The 16123-nt window shown below is 64.7% G+C and carries 17 protein-coding genes; 1 reads left to right on the forward strand and 16 read right to left on the reverse strand.

The genetic code is table 11. The features are described 5' to 3' along the window. Nucleotides 1-31: 31 nt before the first annotated feature. The 8 genes from CK224_RS20275 to CK224_RS20310 all read right to left on the reverse strand — a co-directional run bounded on the left by CK224_RS20275 (nucleotide 32) and on the right by CK224_RS20310 (nucleotide 8802). Nucleotides 32-1111, reverse strand: coding sequence for an ABC transporter ATP-binding protein (locus CK224_RS20275; RefSeq protein WP_095782956.1), 1080 nt, complete (start codon nucleotides 1109-1111; stop codon nucleotides 32-34). Next, a complete protein-coding gene (locus tag CK224_RS20280; protein ID WP_095777422.1) occupies nucleotides 1108-1908 on the reverse strand; it encodes an ABC transporter permease in 801 nt (266 codons plus the stop codon). The genes CK224_RS20275 and CK224_RS20280 overlap by 4 nt, the downstream gene beginning before the upstream one ends. A gap of 1 nt (nucleotide 1909) precedes the next feature. Then, nucleotides 1910-2770, reverse strand: a complete 861-nt coding sequence (locus tag CK224_RS20285; RefSeq protein ID WP_095777421.1) for an ABC transporter permease — start codon at nucleotides 2768-2770, stop codon at nucleotides 1910-1912. A 59-nt stretch (nucleotides 2771-2829) separates the two neighbouring features. Then, a complete protein-coding gene (locus CK224_RS20290) occupies nucleotides 2830-3834 on the reverse strand; it encodes an ABC transporter substrate-binding protein (protein ID WP_066993890.1) in 1005 nt (334 codons plus the stop codon). Nucleotides 3835-3899: 65 nt separating this feature from the next. Beyond that, on the reverse strand, nucleotides 3900-5372 hold the full coding sequence (locus tag CK224_RS20295) for an aldehyde dehydrogenase (RefSeq protein ID WP_095782957.1): 1473 nt from the start codon (nucleotides 5370-5372) through the stop codon (nucleotides 3900-3902). Nucleotides 5373-5394: 22 nt separating this feature from the next. Next, complete coding sequence (locus CK224_RS20300; protein ID WP_095782958.1) at nucleotides 5395-6432, reverse strand: LLM class flavin-dependent oxidoreductase; 1038 nt, start codon at nucleotides 6430-6432, stop codon at nucleotides 5395-5397. Next, nucleotides 6429-8222 (reverse strand): alpha/beta fold hydrolase, encoded by a 1794-nt coding sequence (locus CK224_RS32370; protein ID WP_095782959.1) that lies wholly within the window; start codon nucleotides 8220-8222, stop codon nucleotides 6429-6431. The genes CK224_RS20300 and CK224_RS32370 overlap by 4 nt, the downstream gene beginning before the upstream one ends. Continuing rightward, nucleotides 8215-8802 carry an amino acid synthesis family protein gene (locus CK224_RS20310; RefSeq protein ID WP_095777417.1) on the reverse strand — a complete coding sequence of 196 codons (588 nt, stop codon included), beginning with the start codon at nucleotides 8800-8802 and terminating at the stop codon, nucleotides 8215-8217. The genes CK224_RS32370 and CK224_RS20310 overlap by 8 nt, the downstream gene beginning before the upstream one ends. A 135-nt stretch (nucleotides 8803-8937) precedes the next feature. Here CK224_RS20310 and CK224_RS20315 point away from each other — a divergent pair, with 135 nt between their 5' ends. After that, entirely contained in the window at nucleotides 8938-9615 is a 678-nt protein-coding gene (locus CK224_RS20315; protein ID WP_095777416.1) for a GntR family transcriptional regulator, read from the forward strand. Nucleotides 9616-9716: 101 nt separating this feature from the next. Here CK224_RS20315 and pqqE read toward each other — a convergent pair whose 3' ends face one another. The 8 genes from pqqE to CK224_RS20355 all read right to left on the reverse strand — a co-directional run bounded on the left by pqqE (nucleotide 9717) and on the right by CK224_RS20355 (nucleotide 16120). Continuing rightward, nucleotides 9717-10838, reverse strand: a complete 1122-nt coding sequence (pqqE, locus tag CK224_RS20320) for a pyrroloquinoline quinone biosynthesis protein PqqE (protein ID WP_095782960.1) — start codon at nucleotides 10836-10838, stop codon at nucleotides 9717-9719. Beyond that, on the reverse strand, nucleotides 10835-11131 hold the full coding sequence (gene pqqD, locus CK224_RS20325; RefSeq protein WP_066993870.1) for a pyrroloquinoline quinone biosynthesis peptide chaperone PqqD: 297 nt from the start codon (nucleotides 11129-11131) through the stop codon (nucleotides 10835-10837). Before pqqD ends, pqqE begins: the two co-directional genes overlap by 4 nt. Then, entirely contained in the window at nucleotides 11128-11886 is a 759-nt protein-coding gene (gene pqqC / locus CK224_RS20330) for a pyrroloquinoline-quinone synthase PqqC (RefSeq protein ID WP_095782961.1), read from the reverse strand. The genes pqqD and pqqC overlap by 4 nt, the downstream gene beginning before the upstream one ends. Next, complete coding sequence (gene pqqB, locus CK224_RS20335) at nucleotides 11883-12821, reverse strand: pyrroloquinoline quinone biosynthesis protein PqqB (protein WP_095783129.1); 939 nt, start codon at nucleotides 12819-12821, stop codon at nucleotides 11883-11885. The genes pqqC and pqqB overlap by 4 nt, the downstream gene beginning before the upstream one ends. Nucleotides 12822-13183: 362 nt before the next feature. Beyond that, on the reverse strand, nucleotides 13184-13408 hold the full coding sequence (locus CK224_RS20340; protein WP_095782962.1) for a hypothetical protein: 225 nt from the start codon (nucleotides 13406-13408) through the stop codon (nucleotides 13184-13186). After that, a complete protein-coding gene (locus tag CK224_RS20345) occupies nucleotides 13408-14268 on the reverse strand; it encodes an ABC transporter permease (protein ID WP_176477981.1) in 861 nt (286 codons plus the stop codon). Before CK224_RS20345 ends, CK224_RS20340 begins: the two co-directional genes overlap by 1 nt. A gap of 11 nt (nucleotides 14269-14279) precedes the next feature. Beyond that, the gene (locus tag CK224_RS20350; RefSeq protein WP_095782964.1) at nucleotides 14280-15068 is read right to left on the reverse strand and encodes an ATP-binding cassette domain-containing protein; all 789 of its coding nucleotides are present in this window, start codon (nucleotides 15066-15068) and stop codon (nucleotides 14280-14282) included. Nucleotides 15069-15148: 80 nt separating this feature from the next. Then, a complete protein-coding gene (locus CK224_RS20355; protein ID WP_095782965.1) occupies nucleotides 15149-16120 on the reverse strand; it encodes a YVTN family beta-propeller repeat protein in 972 nt (323 codons plus the stop codon). Nucleotides 16121-16123: the final 3 nt, after the last annotated feature.

Below are 16123 nucleotides of genomic sequence, written 5' to 3' on the forward strand. Positions count from 1 at the left end.
GGGCCAGTCGCCGGGATGACCCAGCCTGCCTTCAGACCGGAAACAGGAAGGCCGTAGTCGGATCGAAGAAAATCTGCCGGCCAGAAGCGGCATCGGTGCCGCCCGGTTCGGCTGTATCCGAAGTTGGCCTGACATCGATCTCGTCGCCCGACCCGGTGCGCGCCACGACGCGCCGGCGATCGCCGAAGAAGGCGGTGTCGACGATCTCGACGGCAAGCGACGCATTCCCCTCCATGGGCGTCAGGCGGAACGCTTCCGGCCGCACCATCAGCCTGGCCTTTTGGCCGCGGCCAAGCGCCTGTGTGGCTTTCACGCCCTTGACGAGCGAGCCATCGGCCAACCGCACCAAGGCAACGCCGTTCTCTGTTTCGAGGTGCTCCGCCGGCAGGAAGTTGGAGTTGCCGATGAAGCCGGCGACGAACTCGCTTGCTGGTCTGAGATAAAGGTCTTCGCCGGTGCCGATCTGCTCGATGCGGCCTTCCTTGAACAAGGCGATGCGGTCGGAAAGGTGCAGCGCCTCTTCCTGGTCGTGCGTGACATAGAGGACGGTGACGCCGGTCTCGCGGTGGATGCGGCGGATCTCGGCCTGGATTTCCTGGCGCAGTTTCTTGTCGAGGGCCGACAGCGGCTCGTCCATCAACAGGATCGGGGGATCGTAGGCGAGCGCGCGGGCAAGCGCCACGCGCTGCTGCTGGCCGCCGGACAGCGCGCCCGGATAGCGGTCGGCAAATTTTTCCAGGCGCACCAGCGCCAGCATATCGGCGACCTTGCGCTTCACTTCGGCATCCGGCCGGCGGCGCACCCGCAGCGGAAAGGCTACGTTCTCGGCGACGCTCAGATGCGGGAACAGCGTGTAGCGCTGGAACACCATGCCGATGTTGCGCTTGTGCGACGGCACCGAAAGCAGCGACTTGTCTTCCAAAAGCACGTCGCCCGACGTCGGATCCTGGAAACCGGCGATCGCATAGAGCGTCGTCGACTTGCCGGAGCCTGACGGCCCGAGAAAGGTCAGGAATTCGCCCTTCGGCACATCGATGGTGACGTCGTGGACGGCGACGAAGGCGCCGAACGCCTTTCTCACCGCGCGGATGGACAGGAATGGCCGGGTCATCTGGACAGTCTTCTGCGAAGGAGTGCGGTGACGATCATCAGGCACAGGGTGAGGCCGACGAGCAGGCTGGAGGCGGCGGCGACGACCGGGCTCAGATCGGCACGCAGGCTGCCCCAGATCTTCACCGGCAAGGTCTGCAGGGTCGGGCTCGCCATGAAGATCGCCACCACCACCTCGTCCCATGAGGCGAGGAAGGAAAAGATCGCCGCCGAGAAGATGCCGATGCGGATCGAGGGCAGGGTGATCCTGAGCCTCGCCTGCAGCGGACTGGCCCCGCACACGATTGCCGCGTCCTCGATGGATTTGTCGAAACCTTCGAGCGCGGTGGCGATCGGAATGATGGCGAAGGGCAGCGCCAGGATGGTGTGGGCGATGACGAAACCGATCGTCGTGCCGGCGAGCCCGATGCGCAGGAAAAAGGCGTAGATGGCGATGGCGAAAACCACCACCGGCAGCACCATCGGCGTCAGCAGCAGGCCGCGCAGGAGCTGCCGGCCGCGAAACTCGCCCCTGACCAGGCTGAAGGAGGCGAGCAGGCCGATCAGAACCGCGAGGATGGCGGCCATCGCGGCGATCTTCGCGCTGGTCAAAGCGGCTTCGACCCAGGCCGGGTCGGCGAGCAGTTCCTGATACCATTTCAGCGTCCAGCCGGGTGGCGGAAAGGCCAGCCAGCGCGACGAGCCGAACGACAACAGGACGATGAAGACCACCGGTAACAGAAGGAAAGCCGTGATGAGCGCAGTGAAGCCGGCGAGCGCCGCACGCAGCCATCCGAGCCGGTCGTAGTCGAGCAGCATCTTAGAGCCCTCCGGCGAGGCGCCTGGCGCCGACCATGCGCAATTGGATCGCGTAGAGCACCATGGTGACGGCGAGCAGCACGAAGGCCGCAGCACTTCCGAGCCCCCAGTTGAGCAGCGACTGCACCGTCTGGGCGATCATTTCGGCGAGCATCATGTTCGATGTGCCGCCGAGCAGCGCGGGCGTCACGAAATAGCCGAGCGACATGACGAAGACCATCAGCCCGCCGGCGGCGATGCCGGGCAGCGACAGCGGTAGCAGGATGCGGCGGAATGCCTGCGACGGGCTTGCGCCGCAAAGGGCGGCGGCGCGCAGCGTCATCGGATCGATGGCACGCAGCGTGCCGACCAGCGGCAGGATCATGAAGGGCAGCATGATGTAGACCATGCCGATGGTGACGCCGGTCAAATTGTTGATGAGCGGCAGCGGCTCGTGGATGACGCCGAGCCCCATCAGCGCCCGGTTGATCACACCGGTGCGCTGCAAAAGCACCATCCAGGCATAGGTGCGGGTGAGGAGATTGGTCCACATCGACAGGATGATGATGCCGAAGACGACCGAACCGAGCGCCGGCGGCATGATCGCCAGCATCCAGGCGACCGGAAACGCGACGACGATGGTTACGACGGTGACGACGGCCGCGACCAGGAAGGTGTTGAGAAACACCCGCACATAAGTGCCGCTGCCGAACAGCGCGGCATAGTTCTGCAGGCCGGGCTCGGGATCGGTGACGCTGCGCAGCAAGAGCGCGACCACCGGCACGACAAAGAACAGGCCGACCAGCACCAGGGCCGGCAGGGCGCCGCCGCTGCCGGCCGGCAGGCCGGCAATCGAGCCGCGGCTGAGGGAGTGTGCTTGCATCGAGCGGTTCCCGTCGTCCGAAGGGGGCGCGGCTTGCCGCGCCCCGGCTTCCTGTGGCGCTACTTGGTCTGCCAGGCGTACCAACGCGTGGCGATCTCGTCGCGGTGCTCGGCCCAGTAGTTCATGTCGAGATTGATCTGACCCTCGACATGCGCGTCGGGCAGCCCTTTCACCACGTCGGCGGGCATTTCGGCCTTGGCCTTGGTGTTGATCGGCGCGTAGCCGCTTGCCTCGGCGAATTTCGCCTGGCCGGTCGGGCTGGTCGCGGCGGCGAGGAACTTCATCGCGCTGTCCTTGTTCTTGGCGCCCTTCGGCACGACGAGAACGTCAGCGGCGGTGAGGTTCTGGTTCCAGGAGACGCCGACATCGGCGCCGTCCTTCTCGAGCGCAAAGACACGGCCGTTCCAGAGCTGCCCGAAGGCAGCCTCGCCCGAAGCGATGAGCTGCTGCGACTCCGCGCCGCCGCCCCACCAGACGATATCCGACTTGATCGTGTCGAGCTTCTTGAAAGCGCGCTCGAGATCGAGCGGATAGAGCTTGTCCGCCGGCACACCGTCGGCGAGCAGCGCGATCTCGATCACGCCCGGCGCCGACCATTTGTAGAAGGTCCGTTTGCCGGGAAACTTCTTGGTGTCGAACATGTCGGCCCAGCTTGTCGGTTCACCCGAAACCACGCCCTTGTTCCAGGCCAGCACGAAGGAATAGTAGAAGCTGCCGACGGCGTGCTCGTTGCTGAAGCGTGGGTCGAGATCGGCCTTCGGCACGGCGGCGAAGTCGATCGGCTCGAGCAGCCCGTCCTTGGCGGCCTTGATGGCGAAATCCATTTCCACGTCGACCACGTCCCAGGTCACGTTCTTGGCGTCCACCATGGCCTTCAGCTTGCCGTAGTCGGTCGGGCCGTCCTGCAGCACCTTGATGCCGGAGCTCGCCGCGAATGGCTCGGCCCAGGACTTGGTCTGCGCTTCCTGCGTGGTGCCGCCCCAGCTGGTGAATACCATTTCGTCGGCCTTGGCGGCGGTTGCCGACAGCAGTCCGGCGAGCACGCCGGCTAAGATCAGTCTCATGTCATTCTCCTCTGATTTCTCTGTTCCGTTTCTTGTTCTTGTCGCTGCACCCTCGGCATGCGTTCTCAGCGCATGACGAAGGGATCGGGAATCGGCTCGTCCGAGGTCTTGATCCAGACCGATTTCGAGCGCGTGTAGTCGCGGATGGCGTCGAGCCCGCCTTCGCGGCCAAGACCCGACAACCCGTAGCCGCCGAAGGGAACGAGCGGCGAAACGGCGCGATAGGTGTTGACCCAGACGACGCCGGCACGGATGTCGCGCGCCATGCGGTGCGCCTTGCCGAGATTCGAGGTGAAGACGCCGGAGGCGAGACCGAAGGGCGTGTCGTTGGCTAGAGCCAATGCCTCGGCCTCGGTGTCGAAGGCGAGCACGCTCAACACCGGCCCGAACAATTCCTCGCGCACGCAGGGCAGGTTGCTATCACCGGCATCGACAATCGTCGGTGCATAGTAGAAGCCAGCGCCGGCGTCGGGGCGTTTGCCGCCGGTGACCAGCATGCCGCCGGCGGCGAGGCTTTCGGCGACGATCGTCTCGATCCGGTCGCGCTGGCGCAGGGTCGCGAGCGGCCCCATTTCGGTGGCCGGATCCTGAGGATCGCCGATGCGGATCGCTTCGGCCTTGCGCTTCAACCGGCCGAGGAATTCTTGCCTCGCGGAGCGCTCGATCAGCAGGCGCGAGCCGGCGACGCAGCTCTGTCCGGTCGCCGCAAAGATGCCGGCGACGACCGCATTGGCGGCGCTGTCGAGGTCGGCGTCGGCAAAGACGACGACCGGGCTCTTGCCGCCGAGCTCGAGCGTCGTGTGCGCGAGGTTTTCCGCCGTGTTCCTGACGATGGCGCGCGCCGTGGCCGGGCCGCCGGTGAAAGCGACGCGCGAGACCAGCGGGTGGCTGGTCAGGCGCCGTCCGCACTCCTGGCCGAAGCCCGTGAGGATGTTGACGGTGCCGGCCGGAAAGCCGGCTTCGCTGACCAACTCGGCGAAGGCGAGCAACGGTGCCGGGCCGTCTTCTGAGGCCTTGAGCACCACCGTGCAGCCCGCGGCAAGCGCCGGGCCGAGCTTGACCGCCGAGAGGAAGAGCTGCGAGTTCCACGGCACCACCGCGGCGACGACGCCGATCGGCTCGCGGCGGATGGTGACGTCGAGATCGGCCTTGTCGATCGGCACATGCGCGCCTTCATGCTTGTCGGCGAGCCCGCCATAGTAGCGGTAATAGTCGCCGACATAGGCGATCTGGGCGCGCGTCTCGCGGATGATCTTGCCGGTGTCGCGCGTCTCCAACTCGGCCAGGCGGCCCGCATTGGCGGCCACGAGGTCGCCGAGCCTGACCAGCAGCTTGCCCCGCGCGGTTGCTGTCATCGACGCCCAGGGGCCGGTGCGCAGCGCACGATGCGCGGCCTCGACGGCGCGGTCGACATCGGATTCATCCGCCGCCGGCATCTTCGCCCATGGCGCGCCGGTCGACGGATCGATGCTGTCGAAGCTGGCCGACGGCTCGTCGAAGCGGCCGTCGATGAAGTTCCTGAATGCGGCGTCGGTCATGGCCTTGCCCGTTCGTTCGCGATCAGATGCAGGCCGGCATCACCCGGTCGATGAACAATTGCAGCGATTTCTTCTTGCGCGCGTGCGAAAGGCCGCTGTCGATCCAGATCGAGTACTGGTCGAAGCCTAGCGTCTCATAGGCTTTCAGCCGCGCGACCACCTCGTGCGCCTCGCCGATCACCAGGTTCTGGCGCATCTTGTCCGGCGCGTATTGCGGCATGGCCGCGATCTCTTCGGCGCTCAGCGGTTCCAAAATGCCCTGGTGCACCGGCTTCTTGTTCTGGAACCAGGCGCCGAACTGGCAGTAGAAGTTCGACAGATCCTGGCTCAGCCGATCGGCATCGGCGGCGTCCTCGGCGACGAACGTGTGCATCAAGAGCATGATTTCCGGACGCGGGATTTCAGGATGCGCGGCGCAGGCGTCGTTAAACCGCTGCATCAGGCTTGCAACCTCATCGTCGCCGGACGCCAGTGGCGTCACTTGGACCTTGCATCCGTTGGCGACAGCGAAGTCGTGCGAGTTCGGATCGCGCGCCGCCACCCAGATCGGCGGGTAGGGTTTTTGCAGGGGCTTGGGAGAGGAGGTGGTTGGCGGGAACTGCCAGAATTCGCCGGAGTGCTCGTAGTCGCCGTCCCAGAGACCTCGGATCGCCGGAATGATCTCGCGCATGCGCTGCCCGGCGCCCCAGGCATCGAGCCCGGGGAAGACGCGCTGATATTCGTAGCTGTAGGCGCCCCGGGCGATGCCGATGTCGAGCCGGCCGCCGGCAATCACGTCGGTCATCGCCGCCTCGCCGGCAAGCTTGATCGGGTGCCAGAAGGGCGCGATGATGGTTCCGGTGCCGAGGCGGATGCGGCTGGTCTTGGCCGCAAGATAGGCGATGTTGATGAACGGATTGGGCGAGATGGTGAACTCCATCCCGTGATGCTCGCCGATCCAGGCGGTCTCGAAGCCCGCCTGTTCCGCCAGTAGGACCAGCTCACCCAGCTCGCGCAACAACTCCGAATGCGGCTTGGCGAGATCCGAGCGTTCCATATGCACGAAGAGCGAGAACTTCATCCCTGGTCACCTGTATTGAGGGCGGCGGTCCTGGCGAGCGGCCTTACCTCGCCTTCGACCTCGTTGCCGACATAGACGCCGAATGCGTCTTCAGTGCATTCGCGCACATAGCGGGTGAGCATCGAGCGGATGGCCGGATCGGCGATCTTCGAGCCGTCGATCGCGTCGATGTCGATCAGCCGGATGCCTCGATCGCTGGAAGCCGGCACGCCGAAGGTACCGCGATAGTAAACATGGGTGCGCGAGGGATTGCCCGCGTCGTCCCATACGGCGAAGAGGAAGCCGAGCTGGGCCTCGATGGCCTTTGCGGCCAGAAGCCCGTTGAGGCTCTTGCCGTCGCTTGCCGAGCCCAGCCCCCGGCCGCGCGGCAGTTCGAGGAAGCCGTCTGGCGTTTCCAGGAACAGGATACGGCCGCCGTTTTCGAGGATGGCGCCGACATCGGTGCCGGGCTGGGCGGCGGCCAGCGCCTCCTGACTGAGCCCGGGCGTGATGTAGGCGCCGCGGCAATAGCCGAGAGGCTGCGAGGAATTGTGCTGGAAGTCGCGGACGCGGCCGATCAGGATCGAATGGTCGCCCGCCTCGACCAACCGCTCCAGATCGCAGTCGAAGGTTGCGACCGAGCCGTCGAGAACCGGACTGCCGGTCTTCCCCGGGCGCCAGTCGACCGACGCGAATTTATCCGCTGCCTTGGAGGCGAAGATGCCGGAGGCCGCTTTCTGGGTCTCGTTCAAAATGTTGATGGCGAAGCTCTTCGATGTCGCAAACACCGGATGACCGAGCGCCTTGTGGGCGATGCAGACCAGCACCAGCGGCGGATCAAGCGACACCGATGTGAACGAGTTGGCGGTGAAGCCGCGCGGCTCGCCTTCCGCGCCGATCGTGGTGACGATGGTGACGCCGGTTAGGAAGGAGCCGAGCGCACGCCGGAACTCGCCGCTGTCGAAGCTGGCGTCCGCTGCTGCTCCTTGCTCCAGGCTTTCACCTTCGTTCAGGAACTCGGCGATGCATCGTGAGGTGAGATCCGGTGCCGCCACCGCCATCATGTGCCTTTGGCCGGCGAGAACGGTGCAGCGGCCATGCGGCGCGAGCCTGGCCATGGCGGCCGACATTGCCGGCGAGGAGTTCTTGTCCTCGGAGCCGGTGATGAACAGGGCCGGCATGGCCAGGGTCTGCAGGCGCTCGGCGTGGTCGCCGTCGGCACGGGCGAACAGGCGATAGGTGCGGGCGTAGCCTTCGGGATCGACCTCGCTCAACGCTGCCGCCGCCTTCCCGGCCGCCGCCGTGAGCTCGGCCGGAACCGGATCGCCGAACCAGCGGGCGATGGTCTCGGCGACCCCCGCCGCATCGCCGTGGCCGGTGAGCGCCGCCGCGCGCTCGAGCACGGCTTGGGCCAGATCAGGCGGACGACGGAACACGGCGTTGAGCGACACGACACGGCGGATGCGCTTCGGCGCTAGCAGCGCGAGTTCCTGCGCGACCAAAGCCCCCATCGAGTGACCGACGACGGACACCTTGTCGAGGCCGAGATGATCGAGCAGCCGGATCGCCTGCGCGGCATAGTCGGCGAGTTCCGGCTCCTGCGGCGGCAGCGGCGAGCGGCCGTGGCCAAGCATGTCGATGGCGATCAGGTCGAAGCGGTCAGCCATCCGCTGGGTCTGCGGCTGCCAGATCGTCGCGTTCATGCCGACGCCGTGGATGAACAGCACCGGCGCGCCCGATCCGGCGCGGATAAAGCCGGTTCCGTCGGGCGCGGCTGCCCGGGTCCATCCAGGTGCGACGGCGTCATCCATGCAGGTCGCCCACTTCCTTGAGGTCCTGATAGCGGTCGCCGATGCGATGGTGAGGACGGCCGCCGATCGAAGCACCGAGCGCCACGACCAACTCGTCCGGCGCCGGTGCGTCGCCGATCTGGAAATGCACGGTCAGATAGTGCGAGCGACGGCCCTCGTCATTCTTGTCCATCAGCGGAATCATGATCGGTGTGTTCGGCCCACCACGCAGATTGGTGAAGGCGAGATAGGTCTTGGCGGCGACGGCGCGGCGATAATGATTGCCGAAATGCAGTGTGTGGATCAGCGCCGAGGCATGCTCGATCTCGCCCGACGTGCCGCAGATCGCGGCCTTGCCGTAGCCCTCGATCGCCTCGGCCGAGCCGGCGGCGGCAACGATCTCGCGGGTCAGGGTTTCTCCAAGCGCCGGCGCAAAGGCGCGGATTTCGGGCGAAAGATCCTCGATGAAGCCGCGACCCGCCCAGGGGTTCGTCAGCACGGCGGCGATGCCGATCAGGCGCAGCGGCTTGGATGCTGCCTTGCCGCCTTCGATCAGCGTGTTCTCGCTGTAAGTGACGATCTTGCGAATGGCCGGCTGCATGGAAACCTCTGTCAGGTGGCGCTCGAGAAAATGCCAACTTCTCTGTCGTCTTATGGTATACCATAGTATGGAGCACCAAACACCTTGTCAACCGGCCATGGAATCTGTTTTCGTGGCGGCCAAGGGAGCAGAGACATGCAGGACGACACGCTTCGCATCGATCGCAGCGCCAAAACCTTGAGAACATTGGCCCTTGAGCGCATGCGCGAGGCCATAATGGATTTTCATTTCCAGCCCGGCGAAAGGCTCGTCGAGCGGCCGCTTTGCGACCAGCTCGGCGTCAGCCGATCGGTTGTGCGCGAGGTCCTGCGGCAGCTGGAGGCTGAAGGCCTTGTGCAGATGATCCCCGGGCATGGTCCGGCTGTGGCCAAACCGGATATCGGCCGCACCGACGAGATCTATGAGCTCAGGGCTTTGCTCGAGGGCATCGCGGCGCGCGCCTGCGCGCAATCGGCCACCAATGGCCAACTGGCCGTACTGGAGCACGCCCTCGGCGAGCTCTTCGAGGCCTGGGCCTCGGGCAAGCCGCCGGCAGTGATGCGCGCGACGACGAAGTTCTACGAAGCGCTTTTCGAGGCTGCGGACAAGCGTGTCGCCTGGGAGATCGTCAGCGGGTTGAATGTGCGCATCAACCAGCTGCGTTCGATGACGATCGCCTCGGCAAACCGTCGCGAGCCGGCGATCGCCGAGATGAACGCGATTATGGATGCGATCCGGGCGCGTAAGCCGCAGGAGGCGGAAGCCGCGGCACGGCGCCACGTCGAATCCGCCTGGAAGATCGCCCGGGACAAACTGCGCCTTGACCCTCTCTAAAGCGCGTCGCGCTGGAACGAATTTAGGCGACGCTTTCGCACAAATCCCGCCATGCCGAATTCCGGTTCTATCCTATTGGGGACCACCCAGGGGAAGAACGGTCAGCCGAGCTCCGCCACAGCTCTTATCCGACGGTAAATGAAGGGTTCGCCCGCCGCATTGTCTGCCGCGGCGCGCCGAGTTTCGTCGGTGAGCATGCCCATGCGGGCATGGATCGGCGATTTGATGCACACCGGATCCGTTGCAGCGGCATCGCCGGCAATCGCCATCGCCTGACATCTGCAGCCGCCCCAATCGAACTCGCGCCGCTCGCAGCTTCGGCACGGCTCCTGCATCCATTCGGTACCGCGAAAGGCATTGAATGCCGGTGAATCGGTCCAGATCTCGGCCAGCGAGCGCTCTCCGAAACGCTCGAAGCGGAGCGCAGGAATGGTCTGCGCGGCATGGCATGGCAGCACCGTGCCGTCGGGCGTCACCATGAAGGCGTCGCGCGCCCAGCCGCCCATGCACGGCTTGGGATAGACGGCGAAATAATCCGGCGGGACGAAATCGATGTTGATGACGCCGGCAAGCCGTGCTTGCGCCGCCGCGACGATCTCCGCTTGCCGCTCGACCGCGGCGCGTTCGGGCATCAGCGTATTGCGATTGGCCAGCGCCCAGCCGGCATACTGCACATTGGCGATCTCGAGCCGCTCGGCGTCCAGCGAAAGAGCCAGGTCGATGAATTCCGGCACTTCCTCGATGTTGTGGCAATGGATCGGCGCATTGATGGTGAGCGGCAACCCGGCCGCGCGGGCGCGGCGTGCCGTCTCCAGCTTCTTTTCGTGGCTGCCGCTGTGGTTGCCGATACGGTCGGTCGTCGCCGGGCGGGCGCCCTGGAAGCTCAGCTGCAGGTGGTCGAGCCCGGCTTCGGCAAAGGCCGCGATCCGGCCCTCGGCAATGTTGATGCCGGCGGTGATGAGGTTGGTGTAGACACCGCGCGCCGAAAGCCCGGCGATCAATTGCCCGAGATCGCGGCGCAGCGTCGGCTCGCCGCCGGACAGATGCACCTGCAGAACGCCGAGATCGGCGGCCTGCGAGAAAAGATCGAGCCAGGTCTGGGTGTCGAGCTCACGATCGGCCTTGAGCAATTCGAGCGGATTGGAGCAATAAGGGCACTGCAGCGGGCAGCGATGCGTCAGTTCCGCCAGCATGCCGATCGGAGGCAGAAGCGGCTCGCTCATAGCTTCACCAGCAGCTTGTCCGACCATTCCTGGAGGAAGGCGATGACATCGGCCGCTACGGCCTTCTGTTCAGCATCGTAATCGGCCGCAAGACCAGCGATGATGTAGCCGACGGTGGACCGCCCGTCGCAGCGGCGCAATATGTCGAGACTGATATCGTTCGGCCAGAATACCCTCTCCGGCGAAAGCACGGCGAAGGCCTGCCGCACGGGATCGTATTGTATACGCACGTGCCTCGGCAGCGATGGCATCGATTGCAAGGAGACGATGGCTCTCTCGCGCAGCGCCATCATCGGGTTGCCTCCGGCTGGAAGGCGCCCGGAGGGACGTTTCCCGGCGCGCCATAGGCATGTTGAAGCGCATCGAGCATGGCCCACAATATATCGCATTTGAACACCAGCGCATCGATCGCCTGCTGCTGGCGCTCGGCCGTCTCGGCGTGGCCCAGCACATAGGCGAGGGCGAAGTCGGCGTCGCGCGTTGCCTGTTCCGGCCGCCGGCTGAAATAGGCCAGCGTGTCCTCGGTGATGTAGTCGTATTTGGCCAGCATCGCCGGCACTCGCTCGCCGATGATGATCGGCGAGAACATCTCGGTCAGCGACGATGCCACCGCCTCGAGCAGCGTGCGGTTCGTGCAGAAGGAAAGATAGGCGCCGACGGCGAAGCGGGTCGCCGGCAGCGCCAGCCTTTCGCTCTTGACGGCTTCGGCATCGAGCCCGAGCGAGGTCGCCAGATGCAGCCAGCGCGCGATGCCGCCGCTCCAGCCGTCCTCGCCGTCGTGATCCTCGATGCGATTGCGCCAGGCGGCGCGAAACGCCGGATCCTCGGCATGTGCCAGGATCACGGCGTCCTTGCGCGGAATGACGGCCTGGTAGCAGTAGCGGTTTAGTGCCCAGGCCTGCATTTCGGCCTTCGTCAGCACGCCACTGGTCATCCTGTGATGAAAGGGATGGCGGTTGTGATAACGCTCGGCGCCGACCTGCCGCAGCACGGCCTCGAGCTCGCTCTTGGACAGACCATGTCGCGCCGCGTCGTGGAAGTCGCTCAAAGTTCGATCTCCATTCCGTCGCTCCCGATCTCCCAGCCAGCCGCTCTGACCGCCGCGTGTTCGGCGGAACTCTCGTCGAGAATAGGATTGGTATTGTTGATGTGGATGAAGACGCGGCGGCCGATCCTCACATCGGCCAAGGCGGCGATCGAACCCGCTTCTCCAGACATTGCGATGTGCCCCATGCGCGCACCGGTCTTCTGGCCAACGCCGGCGAGGATCATCTCGTCGTCTGTATAGACAGTGCCGTCGAACAGAAGGCAGGCGGCGTCCGCCAGACGCGTGCGCAGGGCGGCATCGATGCCCGCGCAGCCGGGAATGTAGAAGACAGCGGCGCGACTTCCAGCCCCGTTGACACGCACGCCGATCGTGTCGCCCGTGTCGGAGCTGAAATCGGCATTTGGATCGCCTCTTTGCTCGAGATAGAGCGCGATCTTGCCGGGCACGGGAAAGGCGTCGACGACCACGCCGGTCTCCTGGCCGTCCGCGTTGCAGATCGCCAGTTCCTCCGTTGGCGCCAGAAGGCGGCGCGGCACGATCGCCGGATCGAGAACGTTGAAGATCGAATTCGCCGCCAGCGTCGCCAGCACCTGTGCCGTTGCATAGATTGCGAAGGGCTGCCGCTCCCGCAGGCTGAGCAGGCCGGCGATATGGTCGACGTCGCCATTCGTCAGCACGACCGCGCGGATGGGCGTCGAGCGCAGCGGCGCATCGGCCGCGGGCTGCAGTTCAGGCGTTTGCGCAATCTGGCGGCCAATGTCGGGCGACGCGTTGAACAGAACCCAGCCTGTCCCGTCAGCCGATACGGCAATGGACGACTGGGTCCGCGAATGCACGCCGGCCATGCCGCTCCGAGCCGAGCGGCTCAGGTGAAAGTTGCAGTTCCATTGCGGAAAGCCGCCTCCCGCCGCCGATCCTATGATCTTCACGCGCATGGCGATGCCTGCTCTGCGGCCCATTTGACCGGCGCCAAATTCTCGGTGGCAAACGGCTTCGCGCCCGCGTTTCCCGCGGCAACCCCCGTCGCGACGACCTCAAGCGGCAAGGGGATGCATGCCCCCACAGCTAGGGACACGCAGCTCTGCGGCCTACTTCCTGGGAGGCGTTTCAGCAGGCAGATACCGCGAAATCTCGAAGCCCGCGGCAACCTGGCACATCGTCGGTTTCTTCCAGCTCTTCTTCTTCATTGCATTCTCCTCTTTAGCCAGCCCGAAGGGACCGGTCGTCATTGGCGCCATTGCGGGCAATGCAATGGCTCATCCATCACCTCACAATGGACAAATGAAACGCTGGGTTCTCAAACAGCCAAAAAACACAGGAACAGAACACAACTGCCTAGCTCAAGGATCAGTTCCTTAGCTCCGTCTCTCTCCCGTTCGATCAAGCTCACCCCGGCGACCAGTTGCGGCACCTTGCGCTGCATGCAGGGCCAGTCCGGATCGGTGTTCGCGGCCGTGGCGCCGGCGTGGGGCATGAGCATGACAGCCGCAACCAGGCTGCGAACAAGGCTCATCCGTTCCATCAACCGTTTCCTCCCGTGCCTTGCTTGCGGGTTATCAGGCCGCGCGAAGGGTCATAAGCGATGATGGCGCCCCCGAGAAACAGCAGCGTGCAGCCGGCGACGACACCCAGCGACACCCAATCGATCTGCCCGTAGAAGGCGAAGCGGATCAGCTCGACGGCATAAGTAAAGGGGTTGGCGAGGCAGAGCTTGTAAAGCAGCGGGCTCGCTTCCTGGATGCGCCATAATGGGTAGAGCGCCGGCGACGCGAAATAGCCGGGAAAGATGACGAAGTTCATGATGCCGGCGAAGTTCTCGAGCTGCTTGATCATCGAGGACAAAAGCATGCCGAGCGCGCAAAGCATCATCCCCGACAGGAACAGGGCCGGCAGCACGCATAGGTAACCGAGCGGCGGCGCCTTGACGCCCCAGAACCAGGCAACGATCAGAAAGGCATAAACCTGCGCGATCGAAACGGAAACGCCGGCGAGCATCTTCGACACCAGCAGATACCAGCGGGGAAATGGGCTGACCAGCAGGATGCGCATATTGCCCATCTCACGGTCATAGACCATCGACAGCGAAGACTGCATGCCCGAGAACAGCAGGATCATGCCGCACAAGCCCGGCGTGATGTAGACCTCGTAGAGCACGTAGGTCTTGTAGGGCGGGATGATCGAGACCCCGAGCACCTGCCGGAATCCAGCGGCAAAAATGAACAGCCAGACGAGCGGTCGTACCAGCGACGAGATGAAGCGCTCGCGCTGGTGCAGGAAGCGCAGCCCTTCCCGCACGACGACGCCTTTGAGGCAGATGAGGTAGTGACGAAAGCCGAAGGCGCCGGACTTCACTGGCGTGACGGCGGCGACCTTTTCCGGCATTGCGGGAGTGCTCATGGCGAGATCTCCGCCTGGGCGGCTGCTTCGCCGCGGCTGAGTTTGGAAAAGGCGTCGCGGATCGACGCGGCACCACTCGCTTTGACCACGTCGGCCACTTTGCCTTTGGCGACCAGGTCACCTTGCCGCAGCACGACGACCTGGTCGCCATCTTCAACCTCGTCGATCAGGTGGGTGGCCCAAAGCACGCCGATGCCCTCGGTTTCGACCAGCTTGCGGATCGCGGCAAGAATGCCCGCGCGCGACTGGATGTCGAGACCCACCGTCGCCTCGTCGAGCAGCAGCAGAGACGGGCGATGGAGCAGCGCCCGGACGATCTCGATGCGCCGCATCTGGCCGCCGGAAAGGCTGCGAGCCTTGTCATGCTGACGGCCTTGCATGTCGACCGTCTCGATCAGCGCTGCAATGCGCTGCCGGGCTTCGTGCCGTCCGATGCCGTGCAGCGAGGCGTGATAGGAGAGGTTCTGGTATACGCTCAGGTCGAGGTCGAGCGTGCGTGCCTGGAATACGATGCCGACCCGCCTCAGCGCCTCGCCGGACGCACGGCTGACGTCATGGCCGAAGATGCGGATCGATCCCTGGCGCGTGTCGTAGAGGTGGCTGATCAGCGAGAACAGGGTCGTCTTGCCGGCGCCGTTGAGACCGAGAAGGGCGGTGAAAGTCGCCGGCGCGATCGAGAACGAAACGTCGTTGAGCGCCCGCTTCGGACCATAGGAATGGCTGACGCCGGCGACATCGAGTGCCGCCGCTCCGTTCCCCGTTTTCGCTGTCCTCGCATGCTGCATGGATGCTCCTTCAGGATGCTTATCTAGCGCGCTCGACGTCTTTGGCCCCGGCTTCAAGGCCTAATCTTCCGGCTGCTTTTCTACTTGGGCGATATGACCACCCCCCACGGCTGCTGACCCACGGTGACCGACTGAACCGGCTCCTCGGTCGCCGTATCGATGAAAGTGATGTCGTTGGAATTGCCGTTCGTTGTGATCAGTGTCTTCTGATCGGGGGTGAAGTCCAGATGCCAGACGCGCTGTCCGACGAGGATGTATTTTTCAACCTCGTAGGTTTCGGTGTTGATCACTGCGACATGGTTCGCCGGGCCGAGCGCGATATAAGCCTTCTTCCCGTCGGCGCTGATGGCGATGCCGACCGGCTGGATGGTTTCGGCTCGCAGTCCGGGAATCGCGAACTTGATCCTCTTCACGACCTGGCGCTTGGTGTTGTCGATGACGCTGACGGTGCCGCCGATCTCGGCACTGACCCAGACCTGCGAGCCGTCGGGCTTGAACGCGGCGAAGCGCGGGCGCGTGTCGACCAGCACGTTGTCGGTTACCTCATGGCTCTCGGTGTCGATGAAATGCGCCATGCTGGTGGTCTCCGAGGTGTTGACCAGGGTCTTGCCGTCGGGGCTGACGGCCATGCCTTCGGGTTCCACGCCGACCGGGATCTCGGACGTGACTTGCTTGCTGTCGAGGTCGATCGCGGTGACCAGATTGTCGTTTTCGTTGGCGACGTAGAGCGTCTTGCCGTCGGGCGAAAGCACGAACAATTCGGGATCGTCGCCGGAGGGCAGCGTGCCGACGACCTGCAGCGTCCTGGTATCGATGATTTGGATCGTATTGTCGTCGCTGGCGCACAAATAGATGAACTTGCCGTCGTGCGAGATGGTGATGCCGCGCGGTCTCTGGCCGACGTCGACGGTCTTGACCACCTGCATCGTCGCCGTGTCGACGACGGTGATCGTATTGTCCTTCTCATTTGAGACGTAGGCCGTGTAGGCCGATGCCGGGTCGGCCATGACGCCGGTTGCGAGAATGGCGAGTATGCAAGCTCGGCTCTGCACGAA

The sequence above is a fragment of the Mesorhizobium sp. WSM3862 genome (assembly GCF_002294985.1).
GTDB lineage: Bacteria > Pseudomonadota > Alphaproteobacteria > Rhizobiales > Rhizobiaceae > Mesorhizobium.